The following is a 15,365-nucleotide window of genomic DNA, read 5'->3' as shown; positions in this document are numbered from 1 at the left end:
AGCTCTCCTTAAAATACTGCATCAAATGAAACTGTATAAACGATAGTGTCATCGAACTCATTAAGTGGTGACTGACCAGCTTTAAGGTTTGTGATTTGATGATGGCTATTTGCTTCTAAACCACCACTGCTATCACCAAAATCGCCAGCATAAGTAACATCAAGTTTTAATGCTAGGTTCGAGCTAATATCATAACGTGTACCTATGCTATAAGTCGTACGTTCCCAATTTAGTGATGCACTACCAACCGGGTCTAATGCTCTATCTGAATCATCGGTCGTTTTCAAATAAGAATAATTAACATAAGGCGTAAACGCATTAATACGATACCCTAATGTAATATACGCAGATTCAGTATCAGAATAACCGCCTTCAACTTTAGACATTGTATATTCAGAAATAGCTAAAAATGAGCCATTATCGTAGCTAATACCAACACCAGTAAATTGAGCTTTGTCATCTTCAAAGCTTTGTAATGAAGATAAATCTCCTCCCATGATCTTGCCAGATTTCAATTTACTTTGGAAATAAGTACCACGGAATACCCACTCTTCATAAGAAAGCGTCGCAGAAAAACCGAGCGTATTATCAAATTTAACATCCACACCTAATGGGTTATGCTCAGCATCATCGGTATCATGACCATAACTCGTCTGTAATGATAAACTTGCATCACCTAGGTCAGTATCATAAATAATATCGATACCATCATATGAACTTACAGGAACAATAGAGTAAACATCTGCCGGTGGATTAGCCCAAGGTTGTGCATAGCCCACTTCTAGATAATCAGAATACATGTACAGAGGTACACGTAAGCGACCGATACGCGTAGTGAAACCATTATCAAATTCATGGCTTAAGAAAGCCCATTCCATCTCAGGAGTCCAATCGTCCACACCACGAGAAACAAGTTGACCCACAATTTGAGTTTGCTCTGTTAGCGCAAAAGTACCTTGTAAACCAAGTTTGCTGCCTAATGAGAAATTAGGATCCGAAGTGTAACCTTCTACACCAGGACGGTTACCGTAACCCGCATCATTATTCGCAACACCCATTTGGCCAGTGAAGAAACCATTAATAGACATGCGGTCAGATAACGAATCATAAGAACCCGCCTCTTGTAAGATCGCAAGTTCTTGTTCGAGCTGGGCAAGACGCTGTGCATCCGTTGTTGCCGCTATCGCAAATTGCGAAGCACAGGCAACGGCCAGCGGTAGCATTATAAATACTTTTTTCATCAAAACACTCCGTGTATTAAACATTTCATCCATATGGAATTTATCAGCTAGTCACCGTAAAACATATAAACTTACTATTAATCAATTCATTAGTATGACGGGATTGTTAATGGTTATCGAGTTTACTTGCGTGACATAGATCACACTGAGACAAGTTGTGATGAAATCATCAGTATTTAGGTTGAACTTATTGCAATTGACTTCTAAGGACAGCCAGAATCAGATAAAAAAATACCGTGCATAAAGCACGGTATTTAAAAATAAAACATGAAATAAAGACGTTAAAGTTTGAATAGCACTTTAACAGAACTATCAACGTCAGCTTCATCAATATAACCAATCGCCGCAGAATTCGCTGCAACCTGATTTTTGATTAATGATGCCGAACCTAATGCTTTAGGCGGCTTACCTTTACCAGTAAACACAAGACGTGACCAATACGCTTGTAATTGAGATTCACTCTTGCCTGTTACCGCAGCATGAAATGCTTGACGCTCAGCACTGCCATTAGCACGCTCGAACACTTTAACTTTCTCACCATTCGGTAACCTTTTAGACTTACCTAAATACAGCTTAGAAATCTGTGATTTAGATAATGTATCAGGACCTGACGGATTAACAATAACAACCAATCCCGCTTGTGCAACACCAGAAAATAACGCTGTCGTAAGTACGATTTTAGCTAATAATTTCACTTTTACTTTCCTTAAAATACAGCGTCAAAAGAAACGGTATAAACGATAGTGTCATCGAATTCTTTCGTATTCGCATACGTTTTAGAATCAATGTTTGATGTTAACGCACCGCTCGTACCACCAAAATCACCCGCATAGGTTACATCTAGTTTTAATGCTAAATTAGCGCTAATATCATAACGCGTTCCGGCACTATAAGTCGTACGCTGCCAATTAAGTAACGCCATATCAGGAGGACTTCCTACACGCTTCTCATCATCCGTTGTTTTCAAATAAGAATAACTCACATACGGAGTGAAAGCCTCGAGGCGGTAACCTAGAGTAATATAAGCAGACTCAGTGTCCGCATACGTACCTTCTACTTTTGATATAGTATATTCTGAAATAGCAACTAACGAACCGTTGTCATAGCTAATACCGGCACCAACAAACTGAGCTTTATTCTTTTCGAATGCACCAAGTAAAGGCAATCCTGTATCTTTCGAATTTAAATCGGTTTGGAAATAAGTCCCGCGGAATACCCACTCCTCGTAACTCAAGGTTGCAGATAAACCAGCAATATCGCTGAAATCTACATCTTTTCCTACTGAATTATCTTCGCCCGATGAGCTGTCATTACCGTAACTTACTTGCAGCGCCAGTGTCGTATCACCCACATCGCGTTGATACGTAACATCAACACCATTAAATGAGCTAATAGGTGCAATGGTATAAACATCAGCAGGAGGTGTAGCCCAAGGTTGTGCATAGCCCACTTCTAAAAAGTCAGAATACATATATAGCGGTAAACGTAAACGACCCACACGCGCCAAGAAGCCGTTATCAAAATCGTGACTTAAAAAAGCCCATTCCATTTCAGGCGTCCAATCATCAGAGCCACGACCAACAATTTGAGCCACGACTTGGGTTTGATCTGAAATCGAAAATGTACCTTGCAGACCCAATTTACTACCGTCAGCAAAGTTTGGGTTAGTAGTGGCACTTTCAAAACCAGCATCATTATTAGCGGCAACCATTTTACCGGTAAAGAAGCCATTAATAGACATACGTTCGGCTAATGAATCATACTCATTTTGTTCTTGTAACATCGCAAGCTTTTGTTCAACTTGCGCTAGGCGCTCTGCATCCGTCGCTGCATGAGCAAATTGCGTTGCACAAACGACAGCCAGTGGTAACAACGTAAATACTTTTTTCATCCATCTATCCTAGGTATATAACGAATATAAATGACTTACCCACCCCATAATAAAAATGTATAAAGATGAATATAGCCATTTCAAACAATAACTTACACCAAGGTAACAGAGAACACAGGAGCGGTGACACCCGCTTACAAAAATGCTGGATAATCACTCTAAACATATGCTATACGCATATAAAACAAACAGGAAGTTAACGGGATAGCACTAGATGAGTCGAGTAATTGAACGCGACCTAGCTACTCTGCGGAGGCATAGACATAGACATAGGCATAGGTATTAGGTATAGAATTGCGCAACTGAAATACAAGCAGCTAAAGATAGTTCTCGGTGGTGTTCTGTAATAGGGTTGATCTAATTGTTGATACTGTTTTTGATAAAACGTTTGAGCCGTTGATAGCAATTTGCTTGCCCATAAAATTTCTCTCCTTAGAAATTTCGTGTAACAAGCAAATTGTAGTTACTCACTACACACTAAATTGATTTGTAGCTTGCCTTAAATGTTGTGTTGCAACCTCGATAGCACGTGTTATGTCGTCAAGCACCACGGTATCTTGAGATACTTGCGTTGCTATCGCATGGGTTTCATCAATATAACCATTTATCAATTTGCTGGTTTGCGCTTGCTCTTCTGTCGCCGACGCAATTTGCTCGTTGACGACGTTAATCGCGTCAACTTTACCCGAGATACTGCTAAGCGAGTCACTCGCACTCGATGATTGCTCTACGCCCATCTCCGCTTTACTCATCCCACGTTGCATCGCTTCCACAGCACCTCGTGAAGCACGTTGCAACTCTTCCAGTACTTGTTGGATCTCTTGGGTTGAGTCTTGTGTACGAGAGGCTAAAGTTCGAACTTCATCAGCAACGACAGCAAAACCACGTCCTTGTTCGCCCGCACGCGCCGCTTCAATGGCTGCATTTAATGCTAACAGATTGGTCTGATCGGCGATACCACGGATAGTATCGAGAATAACACCTACATTGCTCGTATGAGAGTCTAATTCATCAATCACTTTTGATGCTGTTTTTACCTCATTAGCTAGGTCATGTATGGCTTCAATAGTCTTCTCGACAACCACTGTTCCAGTCTCCGCTTCCTTGTTTGCACTATTTGCTTCCAAAGAAGCATTAGATGCATAATCAGCAATATGCCTGACAGTATCAAACATTTCGTTCATCGAGCGAGAGACCTGATCAATCGACTTACTTTGCTCTTGAATTCGAGATTTAGACGTGCAGCTTGATGTCGCTAATTGCGTCGACACTTGTGATAACGAATCAATAGATTGGATAGTTTCGGAGATACTGCCATGCAGCTTATTCAGGAACTGATTAAACCAATGCACTAGGTCACCAATTTCATCTTTATTGGTGTAATCAATACGTATTGTCAGATCACCATCACCTTGTGCGATCTCTTTTAAAGAATCAGATACTTTACGAATGCTACCCGTAATAGACACAGTCAACCAATAACACACTGCAAGCACTAAAATAATAACGCCAACACCCAATAAAATACCTTTATTACGGCTTCTATCTGAGCTTTCTAATGAGGTATCAATTAACGCGGTAAAGTCAGATTGGCTGTCTTGTTTAAATTGATCCAGCTCCGCCAATAATTTTTCTAATTTAAGACTATTCCTCTCTGCTAATACAGATAAACTATCAATAGAAATCGAGCCACTAATCAAGCCATTAGCCAAATATTTAGCTGATTTGTAATATTCAGCAGCTTCATTTTTAATTAATAATAATTCACGATTTTTGTCGGGATGGATCGAATTAATTAGATCTAGTTGTGCAATCAGATCAACATAAACATCGTCTGCACTCAGCAGCATATCTTCATCACCAATCGTGACCGATGTTTCAATTGCTTGCGTTAATTCAGCAATTTTACTGTTACTAATCGTGGCGGCTTCAAGTACTGGATAATAAATAGCAGACAGTTGTGATAAACGTTCTTTGTTTTCTTTTACAACGAGGATATTCGCGAAAAGATAAGTTAAAAAACTAACGACAACAACCGCCGAAAGAATGCCGATTTTATGCTTGATTTTTAGTTGGGTTGATAGTCCCATTTAATACCTCTGTAGCGTTTACAAGTTAGTTTGATAGTATTATTACAATACCAATCCCGTCCCTCTGATCTAACTTATAGATCGGACAACGTCCTTAGAATCCTAATAGCTTATCGGCCTCATAATCAAAATCATGACCATTTTTTGGATCTTTATCTTATTAAACCATTCGCATTAGTGTTTTCATACTACCTGAATAAACTAGCCCAAACGAGAGGCATTAGTTAATAAATAACCAGCACTTACAAATCATACAAAAAAAGCCTATTATATAAATAATAATAGGCTTTTTAACTCTTTAATCTTTTTAAATCAATAAATTATACTTTCGGCACTAACTTGAGCGCAGCTTCAACAACATCAACACCAGCGCCTTTTTTATGTCCTTGTTCACTCAAGTAACGTTTCCACGCTCTCGCACCAGGCTGACCAAGGAATAACCCCAGTATATGACGATAAATATGCGTTAGGCTCCCGCCATTACGAATATGATTATCAATATACGGTAGCATCATTTCAGCATAATCATGACGACTATAAGTCGACTTCTCAGCACCGTAAACAAGTTCATCAACTTGGCTCAATAGATAAGGATTATGATACGCTTCACGCCCCATCATCACACCATCAATGTGCGTAAGGTGCGATTCTGTCTCTGCTAACGTTTTAACGCCACCGTTAATCGCAATAAACAATCCCGGAAAATCCTGCTTAATATCGTAAACACGTTGATAATTAAGTTCTGGGATCTCACGGTTTTCTTTCGGGCTTAAGCCACTTAACCAAGCTTTACGGGCATGCAACGTAAAGTCCTTACAACCCGTTGCCGCGACTGTATCAATAAATGTTTGTAAAAATTCATACGAATCTTGCTCGTCAATACCAATACGAGTTTTAACGGTAATTGGAATATCTACCACGTCTTGCATTGCTTTAACGCAATCCGCCACCAGCATAGGTTCCGCCATTAGACAGGCACCAAATTTACCACTTTGAACGCGATCAGACGGACAACCCACGTTCAGATTAATTTCGTCATAACCACGTTCTTGTGCCAGTTTAGCGCTTTGCGCCAAATCTAACGGATTACTGCCACCTAACTGCAAAGACACTGGGTGCTCTTCTTGGTTATAGGCCAGATAATCACCTCGGCCGTGAATGATTGCACCGGTTGTCACCATTTCTGTATACAGTAAGGTGTTTTTGGTCAGTAGGCGATGAAAGTAACGACAATGACGGTCTGTCCAATCCAACATAGGGGCAATCGAAAAACGTCCAGGGGCATGAACACTTGTGGTAGCTGGCTTAGTCATTGCTTTATTATCTCTTATCTCGATGCGCGTCGCGCTAAATTACGTTAAATTGCTTTTAAATTCGTGCAGCAGCGTGGCAACTACGACGAAAAACAAGGGGGCGATCATACACCTTGCGCGCTTCACTTTCAAAAATAAAGATCTTGTTCAACGATGGCACCCACCACAAGCTCGCTTTAGCTTAAGGCCGCGCGAGTTATCTGATGAAAACAGTACCTTTCACGCCGAAGATGGCGACTCAACTATAAACTTAGCCACCACTAATTTATGAATACGTTAACCAACCCAACGAAATACACTGAAAACCACTATAAAGATCGCTTGCTTTGCTATTTTTAGTATATTGCAATTAGAAAAGCCCTCCTAGTGTGTTAGCATTATCCTTTCTCAGCTACTTGAATGATCCCTATGACAGATTCAGCGAACAATTTACTCTACAGAGCACAACAACTCTGTATTACCCGTGCCGTTCGCTTCACCCCAATTAGGCAGCAAATTTTTCTGTTAATGGCACAGCACAACGCCATGATTAGTGCTTATGATCTGCTTGCTCAATTGCAGCTGTTAGAACCAAACGCAAAACCACCGACCGTCTATCGCGCGCTCGATTTTCTACTCGAAGAAGGTTTTATTCATAAGATAGAATCGAGTAATGCATTTATTTTGTGCCCACATTTTGGTGAAAAACACCCTTCTCAACTACTCTTATGTAAGAGTTGTGGTGGTGTTATTGAATTACACAATGCAGAAATAGAAGAGTTACTACAATCACTTGCCGATGAGCATGGTTTTGCAATTACGACTAAGACAGTCGAAGCACACGGTATCTGTGCTGATTGCCGTGAATAATTAAATTTTCAGGAACAACAAACTATGCGTGTAGAGTTTATCAATCCATTTATCTCATCTTTATTAAATGTATTAAATACCATGGCACAAGTGGAATTAACACCCGGTAAGCCAAGACTCAAAAAAGATGACAAAGCCAAAGGTGATATTACTGGCATCATGGGAATGATGTCAACGCAAGCAAAAGGCTCATTTTCACTTACCTTTGATGAGTCATTAGCCTTAGCGATTATGAATAATATGCTGGGTGAGAAACCCGCTAAAATTGACGCTGAAGTCATTGATATGGTAGGTGAGATCACCAACATGGTAACAGGTGGTGCAAAGCGTATTTTAGCTGATAAAGGCTTTGATTTTGATATGTCGACACCGATTGTGGTGTCAGGTAAAGGACATACAGTTACTCACAAAGCAGAAGGGCCTAAATTGTTGCTGCCACTAACCAGTGCATTCGGTAGTGCGTCTATTGAGATATGCTTTGATAGCTAATTCAACTTAAACGTTATTAAAAAAATCATTCAATACTAAAAAGCCAATCTCACTGAGATTGGCTTTTTTATTAGACTTAATTTTTACTTAATACGTTAAGTGAAAATTATAGGCCTTTAGCATTTTTGCTTAGGTATTTAGCAACGCCTTCAGGTGATGCTTCCATAGCTTCTTTACCAGCTTCCCATTGTGCAGGACAAACTTCACCGTTTTTCTCGTGGAAGTTTAGTGCATCAACCATACGTAGCATTTCATCGATGTTACGGCCTAATGGAAGGTCGTTAACAACTTGGTGACGAACAACGCCGTTTGTGTCGATTAGGAAAGAACCACGGAAAGCCACACCAGCTTCTGGATGTTCAACACCATATGCTTGACAAATATCGTGTTTAACGTCTGCTACTAGTGGGTATTTAACTGGACCGATACCGCCATCTTCAACAGAAGTGTTACGCCATGCGTTGTGGCTGAATTGTGAATCGATTGAAACACCGATAACTTCAACACCACGTTTTTGGAAATCTTCTAGACGGTGATCAAAAGCGATTAGCTCTGATGGGCAAACAAATGTGAAATCAAGTGGATAGAAAAATACAACCGCTGATTTACCTTTAGTGAATTCAGCAAAGTTAAAGCTATCAACGATTTCGCCGTTACCTAGTACTGCTGCAGCTGTAAAGTCTGGTGCTTGACGTCCTACTAAAACCATTTTAATCTCCTAAATTAATTAAATATTTGCTTATTTTACGGCATAATTTTTACATTAAATATAATCTTAAACCAATTGCTTTAGACAATCATTTTGATAGGTAAAAACTATCGAACACTTGGTGATTATAAGATAAACATTATTGAAATATAACCATAGCACCGCACTTTCTAGTTGTCATCTTGTGTAGCCGATTTTTGTTAAGGCTGTGATAATAACAGCGCTTAGTGCTAAAATGGTTTACACGGGGTTCCTTGATGGAATATTATTTTCCATCCTGTAAGATTTTTTTTCCAAATAGAAGTACGGAGAGAGTAAGTTTTCTTATCATTACCATAGTCCATCCAGCCTTTGTAGCATAGCTGAACAACATCTGTGGATATTTCCCTGAATTCAAAAGACTGACTTCCAGTAGTGACTCTTAACCCTGTTTCCCTTGTAATCACATCAAGTACTTCTAATTTATTAAACTTAACGCCTCTTCCCGATAGTACAATAAATTCATCATCAATAAACGGGGTTAATTTCTCAACTTCATTATTCATTACGTGTTTATGCAAACTTTTTTCACTAATGATAATCTGGTCCTTTAAAGACATCGTTTTTCCTTTTACGGTGAGAAAGATAGAAATTATAACCCACGCTGCCATTCTTTACGTAAATGGCTCTGCTCAGGGGTTTCAATAGCACCATATATCTGTGCTAGTAATCTGCTTTTATCTTGCCCCAGAACCCCTTTTAAAGACAAGTAGTTAGAGGCGTGGTCAGACCTGAATACGGTATTCTTAAGTTCCAAGTTTTCTAACAACATTTGCATTTCCAAAAACAAGCCCTGCTGATCAGGTAATTGGAAACCATTAACAAAGTTTTGGGAAAATTTAGCTTGCCCTAATGGAAAAGACACCACTAACGTCGATAAATAGTCTGGCTGTGCAGCATTCATTAAGCGCGCAGAGTTTAATGCATGCTGCTCGGTAAACTCAGTACCACCCAGACCATTAAGTATCATCACTGAAGTTTTAATACCCGCACCTTTCAGCTTGTAGAGAGCATCAAGTTGCGAATCATAAGTCTCCCCTTTCTCTACTAATGCGAGAACCTCATCATCACCACTTTCACAACCAACATAAACAATGCCCAAGCCTAAATTACATAACTCATAAAGCTCTGCTAATGATTTGCTTTTAATATTACGTGGTAAGCAATATGCACTGACTCTTTGCACATCTGGCATGTGTTTACGAATAAGTAACAAGATCTCTTTTAATCGTTTAAACGGTAATGTCATGGCATCACCATCAGCCAGGAAAACACGCTGATGTTTTTGCCCGCTAGCAACGACACTCAAAATTTCGGCTTCGATATCAGCTATCTTTTTAGCCCTAAATTTTTTCTGAGGTTGCGTATACATATCGCAAAAAGTGCAGTTATTCCAAGAGCAACCATTTGCGACTTGTAAGATCAATGATCGCCATTCACTCGGCGGACGAAACACAGGTTCAACATAAGAGATAGGCATGTAGAAATTCCATTATTTAATAATCAGCATCCGCTGCTAATTTAGGAAGGTTTCTAGCAGTAACTAAATTATTCAGTACCGCTAGTTTATTCGGTTATTATGCAGGGCTTGAACTTGGATTTTCTTTAAGGTCATAACCAGCAAGGTGGGCATAATGAGTCAAGTATACCGTCGCTAACACTTTTGCTTCGCGCACATATTGATTTGCCAATTCAGGTTCTTGCACTGCCAAGCGTAAAATAGAACCTACAGTACGTGGTAGGATAACCGAGATCATTTTAACTTGCTCGCTACTGATATCATCAGAAACAATACTCGCCATTTGATTTTGAATGACAGTAGAGTGAAAATCGAGTGCTGACTGATCAATACTTTTCAGCTCTGGCAGTGAATCAACGCCCGACCAAACGGCCATGTAACCCGGTTCGTTACGGTAAAACTCAGCGTATGTCTCAATGACTAGCTCAATACGTTCTTCAAGCGGCAAATCATTTGGCACCGCAGAGAAGCGTAATTGCAGCGCTTGTAAATGACGCTCAGCTAGCGCTCGGATAATCGATGCTTTGTTCGGAAAATAACGATATAACGATGTTCTTGTTAAACCCGATGCCTTAGCAATATCTGAAGGCGTCGCATTAGCAATACCAATCTCATCAAATAAAGCTGCTGCTGAATCAATAATTTGCTTTACTCTTTCAAGGCTTCTTTCTTGTCTAGGTAGATTTCTTTGTATCGTATTATCTGTCATATGCCGCCCCTTACTGCTATACAAACTAAATGATAAAGGTGAAATTAAATAAGTTTAGTCGTAGCCACTAGTCACATAAATCAATTTTATATTTATTAGTGAATTCGGAAATAAAACAATAAGTTACTTTAAATATTAAAATCCCTGTCAAACCCACATAGAGCTCGAACTCTAGTTAATCATAACGTAATTAATGAGTAAATTGCAGGTGAAATACTCATATTTCAGTTTACTTAAATGTATTTTAATTCATGACGCTATGTTATCTATAACATAATACCTTGATATAGTTTAACTTTCGTTGGTCGCAGCAATAAAAATGAGGGCATCACAGTCAACTAATTTTTATAAATATTTAAGTGTAACCCGTTGCGTAAGCTTAGTAACAAGTTCATATGCAATGGTTCCTATGTGTTCGGCCACTAATTCTGCTGGTAAACCTGCGCCCCACATAATCACTTTATCACCTACTTTATCTTGGCATTCGGCGCCTAAATTTACCGTTAACATATCCATCGAAACACGGCCAACAATCGGCACGATACGGCCATTAATTAATACCGGAGTTCCTTCTGGCGCCATGCGTGGGTAGCCATCACCGTAACCCACAGCAACAACGCCTAAGCGTGTATCTTCTGACGCACTCCAGATACCACCATAGCCCGTTGTTTCACCTTTTTTAATATTGTGTACTGCAATTAAATCTGTGGTTAAGGTCATCACCGGCTTTAAATCATGCTCTACCGCTGTCGCGCCGATCATAGGTGATACACCATACAGCATGATACCTGGACGGATCCATTCTCGGCGTGCAGCAGGCCAAGCTAACAGACCTGCAGAGTTAGCAATTGAGTGCTCACCTTCTTCACCAACAACTAACTCATCAAATAAATCAATTTGGCGTTGGGTGATAGTTGGGTCGGCTTCGTCAGCACAACTAAAATGCGTCATCAACCGTGCTGGTTGCACTACATTAGGGTTATTCTTCAAGCGCTCAATCGCACGTTTACAGTTGTCAGGACGTATACCCAAACGATGCATACCGGTATCCATTTTCAACCAAACATGGATAGGCGCATCTAAATCTGCTTGTTCTAATTCATCAAGTTGTTGTTCGATATGTACCGATGTTTGGATATTATTCGCCACCAAGATCGGTAGTTCATCAGTCGAGAAGAAACCTTCCAGTAATAAGATCGGTTTTACAATACCACCACTGCGCAGGGTTAAAGCTTCTTCAACACGAGCCACCGCAAATGCATCGACATCAGTAAGCGCAGATGCGACTGCAAGTAGACCATGGCCATAAGCATTCGCCTTCACAACAGCCATTATTTTACTATTCGGGGCAATATATTTTATTTGTTGAACGTTATGCTGCAATGACTGCAAGCATATTTCAGCCGTTGCTGAACGCATAGTTATTCCTTAATAATCATCATCATAAGCAGGGCCGGTAAAGTTATCAAAGCGTGAGAATTCACCGTTAAAGGTCAGTCTGACTTTACCAATCGGGCCATTACGTTGTTTGCCGATAATGATTTCGGCAGTGCCTTTATCTGGTGAATCGTCGTTATAAACCTCATCACGATAAATAAACATAATTAAATCGGCATCCTGCTCAATAGAGCCTGATTCACGAAGATCCGAGTTAACCGGACGCTTATCAGCACGTTGCTCCAACGAGCGGTTCAACTGAGATAAGGCAATCACAGGACATTTAAGTTCCTTAGCAAGGGACTTCAATGAACGCGATATTTCAGCGATCTCCAAGGTTCTGTTTTCGCTTAATGCAGGTACGCGCATTAATTGTAGGTAGTCAATCATGATCATACTGATGCCACCATGATCACGAGCAATACGGCGAGAGCGCGAACGAACCTCGGTAGGGGTCAAACCAGAACTATCATCGATATACATCTTACCCTGCTCTAGCATACTCTTCATGGTCGCAGATAAACGCGCCCAATCATCATCATCTAATTGACCAGTACGTACTTTGGTTTGGTTAATTTTACCCAGTGACGCGAGCATACGCATCATAATCTGTTCTGCAGGCATCTCCAGTGAAAAAATAACCGCAGGTTTATCTTCATTTAGTGCCGCGTGTTCACATAAATTCATCGCAAAAGTCGTTTTGCCCATGGATGGACGCGCTGCGACAATAATTAAATCAGATGGTTGGAATCCTGTCGTCATGCCATCAAGGTCGTTATACCCAGATGCAACACCTGTCACACCGTCATGCGGGGTTTGATAAAGTTCTTCGATTTTATCAACGGTTTCTTGCAGAACGCTTTCTAAGTTCTTCGGGCCTTGGCCTTCGCTCTGTCTTGATTCTGCAATTTGGAATACTTTGCTTTCAGCTAAATCAAGTAGGTCGGTACTTTTACGCCCTTGCGGCTCATAACCTGATTCACTGATATCGCTGGCAACCGCAATAAGTTCACGTATCACTGCGCGCTCACGCACAATGTTAGCATAAGCAGTAATGTTCGACGCACTTGGGGTATTTTTAACAATATCACCCAGATACGCAAAGCCACCTGCATCGTCAAGCAGTTCTTCGTTATCTAGCCATTCAGAAACGGTAATAATATCCAGTGGGATATGCTGATCCACCAGCTTTGCCATTCCTTCGAATATAAGTTGATGTGGGCGACTGTAAAAATCTTTTGCTACAATAAATTCGGTTACACGATCCCAAGCTTCATTATCAATGAATAAGCCACCTAAAACCGATTGCTCAGCCTCAAACGAATGCGGCGGCACTTTTAGCGCATCAACAGCACTGTCTTTTTTATTTTTGTCTTTTGAAAACTGATTTTGAAACTGGTTTTGACGTTTTTCGGCCATGCTAGCACTCACGAAATTTAGTGTGATTAACCATTATCCTAAAAATATCCCTGTAGGGGAAATGAAATAACCAGAGAAGTGGTAAAAATTTATATGATGGAATCGTTTGCTGGTTTTTTGGTTAATAAAAAAGCCTCACAATGAGGCTTATGTACTTACCAGCGTAGGGATTAACTCAATACTATTTAAGGCTTGAGAAGTACGCTGCTAGGTTATTAATATCAGCATCAGATAATGCAGCAGCTTGGCCGGCCATCACAGGTGCCATACCGCCAGTACGCTGACCCCCTTTGTATGCTTTCAATGCATTAACTAAATACATTTCTTTCTGACCAGCTAGATTTGGGTACATAGGAATAGCAGAAATACCTGACGCACCATGACAAGCTGCACACACTACTGCTTTGGCTTTACCAGCAGCAACATCACCCGCAGCCATAGACAAAGAAGGGACTGAACATGCTAACGCAACAATCATTGTTGTAATTTTTTTCATCATATACTCACTAATTGCATCCTGCTGTGAAGCAGCATAAGGTTAATTTTATTCTTTTTGCAAAATATTAGACCTCATACTCGAAAAATGAAAGCATTGCGTAGAAAAATGGCTTATTTAACCTAATTTCTGTGAACTACATTCTCTATAAACACTCGGAGTTTGCCCTGTCCAACGCTTAAAACTACGAAAAAAAGATCGTGTTTCACTAAATCCGAGTTGCATAGCAATATCATCCACCGCCAGCTGTGTTTCAATTAAATACTGCTGAGCCAGTGATAAACGCGCCTCATCCAATAATTTCTGATAATTGGTTTGCTCTTGCTGCAATTTCCGCTGCAGCGTTCTTTCACTCATGTTTAACTGCCCAGCGACCATATCTTTGCGAGTAATGCCCTTCGATAATAAAATACGAATAATATCTTTAACTTGGACACTAAAACTATGCGTGTCGCCAAGAGCAGAAACTTGTAGAGAGGCATGTATCTCAAGTGTTTTCAACAGGTTATAATCTGGCTGCCGTAACGGGATATCAAGGTATTCACGCGGTAAAATAAGACTATTACTTGATTGTGAAAATAGTACCGGACAAGAAAATACCTGCTGATAGTGATGCATAAGTTCTGGCACTGGCGCTGCGCGTTGCAGATGTACTTCCAAAGGTCCTAAATCTTGCCCTGACAACCAACGGACATAAGCAAGCCAAGAAGCAAATACATTATCGACCATTTGCTCTCGCACATCTTCAAAGGTATAGGCACAATGCCAATTGATACATAGCTGCTTAGATTGATAGTTTATTGATGTCACGCCCATGTCGCCCACCAATTTCTCATAAGGCTGAATACGTTCAAGCGCTTGTTCAAGCGTCGCACACGTCATCGTGATATAACCCAGAACACTGTACGAGCTTGGCTCAACAAAGGCACCACTTTTCAATCCGAATAAGGGGTCATCAGTGGCAATAATAAGGTTGGCCAAAAATGCCTGTAATTGCTCACCAGTGATACGCTCACTTTCTTGGGCAAGCGTGGCTACTGTAATATTACTGCGTGACAATAACGCTGGTACATCGATATCCAACGTTTCCACATAACGTAAATACTGTTTTATTACTGGCACTGATACTGAACCTAGCCCTACCATAACTGAATCATCCTTATT

General features: G+C 40.3%; 15 protein-coding genes. 2 read left to right on the top strand and 13 right to left on the bottom strand.

Translation table 11 applies throughout. From position 1 onward, the window contains the following. Positions 1-8: 8 nt before the first annotated feature. The 5 genes from HWV03_RS01975 to dusA form a co-directional block, all read right to left on the bottom strand. On the bottom strand, positions 9-1,241 hold the full coding sequence (locus HWV03_RS01975; RefSeq protein ID WP_211678252.1) for a hypothetical protein: 1,233 nt from the start codon (positions 1,239-1,241) through the stop codon (positions 9-11). 281 nt (positions 1,242-1,522) lie between these two features. After that, positions 1,523-1,936 (bottom strand): substrate-binding domain-containing protein, encoded by a 414-nt coding sequence (locus HWV03_RS01970; protein ID WP_211678251.1) that lies wholly within the window; start codon positions 1,934-1,936, stop codon positions 1,523-1,525. Positions 1,937-1,947: 11 nt separating this feature from the next. Further along, positions 1,948-3,132 (bottom strand): porin, encoded by a 1,185-nt coding sequence (locus HWV03_RS01965; RefSeq protein ID WP_211678250.1) that lies wholly within the window; start codon positions 3,130-3,132, stop codon positions 1,948-1,950. Positions 3,133-3,602: 470 nt separating this feature from the next. Next, positions 3,603-5,222 carry a methyl-accepting chemotaxis protein gene (locus HWV03_RS01960; protein ID WP_211678249.1) on the bottom strand — a complete coding sequence of 540 codons (1,620 nt, stop codon included), beginning with the start codon at positions 5,220-5,222 and terminating at the stop codon, positions 3,603-3,605. A gap of 320 nt (positions 5,223-5,542) precedes the next feature. Continuing rightward, positions 5,543-6,535: a tRNA dihydrouridine(20/20a) synthase DusA gene (gene dusA / locus HWV03_RS01955; RefSeq protein WP_211678248.1), complete on the bottom strand. Its 993-nt coding sequence runs from the start codon at positions 6,533-6,535 to the stop codon at positions 5,543-5,545. A 408-nt stretch (positions 6,536-6,943) separates the two neighbouring features. On the opposite strand from dusA, the gene zur reads away from it, so the two are divergent. Then, positions 6,944-7,384 carry a zinc uptake transcriptional repressor Zur gene (gene zur / locus HWV03_RS01950; protein ID WP_249185416.1) on the top strand — a complete coding sequence of 147 codons (441 nt, stop codon included), beginning with the start codon at positions 6,944-6,946 and terminating at the stop codon, positions 7,382-7,384. A 24-nt stretch (positions 7,385-7,408) separates the two neighbouring features. Continuing rightward, positions 7,409-7,873 (top strand): chemotaxis protein CheX, encoded by a 465-nt coding sequence (locus tag HWV03_RS01945; RefSeq protein WP_067046139.1) that lies wholly within the window; start codon positions 7,409-7,411, stop codon positions 7,871-7,873. Positions 7,874-7,979: 106 nt separating this feature from the next. Here the strand turns inward: HWV03_RS01945 and HWV03_RS01940 are convergent, their stop codons facing one another. The 8 genes from HWV03_RS01940 to HWV03_RS01905 form a co-directional block, all read right to left on the bottom strand. Next, complete coding sequence (locus tag HWV03_RS01940; protein ID WP_211678247.1) at positions 7,980-8,582, bottom strand: peroxiredoxin C; 603 nt, start codon at positions 8,580-8,582, stop codon at positions 7,980-7,982. A 230-nt stretch (positions 8,583-8,812) separates the two neighbouring features. Then, positions 8,813-9,181: a DUF4440 domain-containing protein gene (locus tag HWV03_RS01935; protein ID WP_211678246.1), complete on the bottom strand. Its 369-nt coding sequence runs from the start codon at positions 9,179-9,181 to the stop codon at positions 8,813-8,815. 32 nt (positions 9,182-9,213) lie between these two features. Then, positions 9,214-10,101: a radical SAM protein gene (locus HWV03_RS01930; protein ID WP_211678245.1), complete on the bottom strand. Its 888-nt coding sequence runs from the start codon at positions 10,099-10,101 to the stop codon at positions 9,214-9,216. Between the two features lie 97 nt (positions 10,102-10,198). Next, on the bottom strand, positions 10,199-10,849 hold the full coding sequence (locus HWV03_RS01925) for a TetR/AcrR family transcriptional regulator (protein ID WP_211678244.1): 651 nt from the start codon (positions 10,847-10,849) through the stop codon (positions 10,199-10,201). A gap of 345 nt (positions 10,850-11,194) precedes the next feature. Further along, positions 11,195-12,268 carry an alanine racemase gene (alr, locus tag HWV03_RS01920; RefSeq protein WP_211678243.1) on the bottom strand — a complete coding sequence of 358 codons (1,074 nt, stop codon included), beginning with the start codon at positions 12,266-12,268 and terminating at the stop codon, positions 11,195-11,197. Between the two features lie 9 nt (positions 12,269-12,277). Beyond that, complete coding sequence (gene dnaB, locus HWV03_RS01915; protein WP_211673833.1) at positions 12,278-13,705, bottom strand: replicative DNA helicase; 1,428 nt, start codon at positions 13,703-13,705, stop codon at positions 12,278-12,280. 181 nt (positions 13,706-13,886) lie between these two features. Then, positions 13,887-14,201, bottom strand: a complete 315-nt coding sequence (locus tag HWV03_RS01910) for a c-type cytochrome (RefSeq protein WP_211679949.1) — start codon at positions 14,199-14,201, stop codon at positions 13,887-13,889. A 117-nt stretch (positions 14,202-14,318) separates the two neighbouring features. Beyond that, positions 14,319-15,347, bottom strand: a complete 1,029-nt coding sequence (locus HWV03_RS01905) for an AraC family transcriptional regulator (RefSeq protein ID WP_211678242.1) — start codon at positions 15,345-15,347, stop codon at positions 14,319-14,321. Positions 15,348-15,365 lie beyond the last annotated feature (18 nt).

The sequence above is a fragment of the Moritella sp. 36 genome (assembly GCF_018219415.1).
Taxonomy (GTDB): Bacteria; Pseudomonadota; Gammaproteobacteria; order Enterobacterales; family Moritellaceae; genus Moritella.
This window is presented reverse-complemented; position numbering and strand designations above follow the sequence as displayed.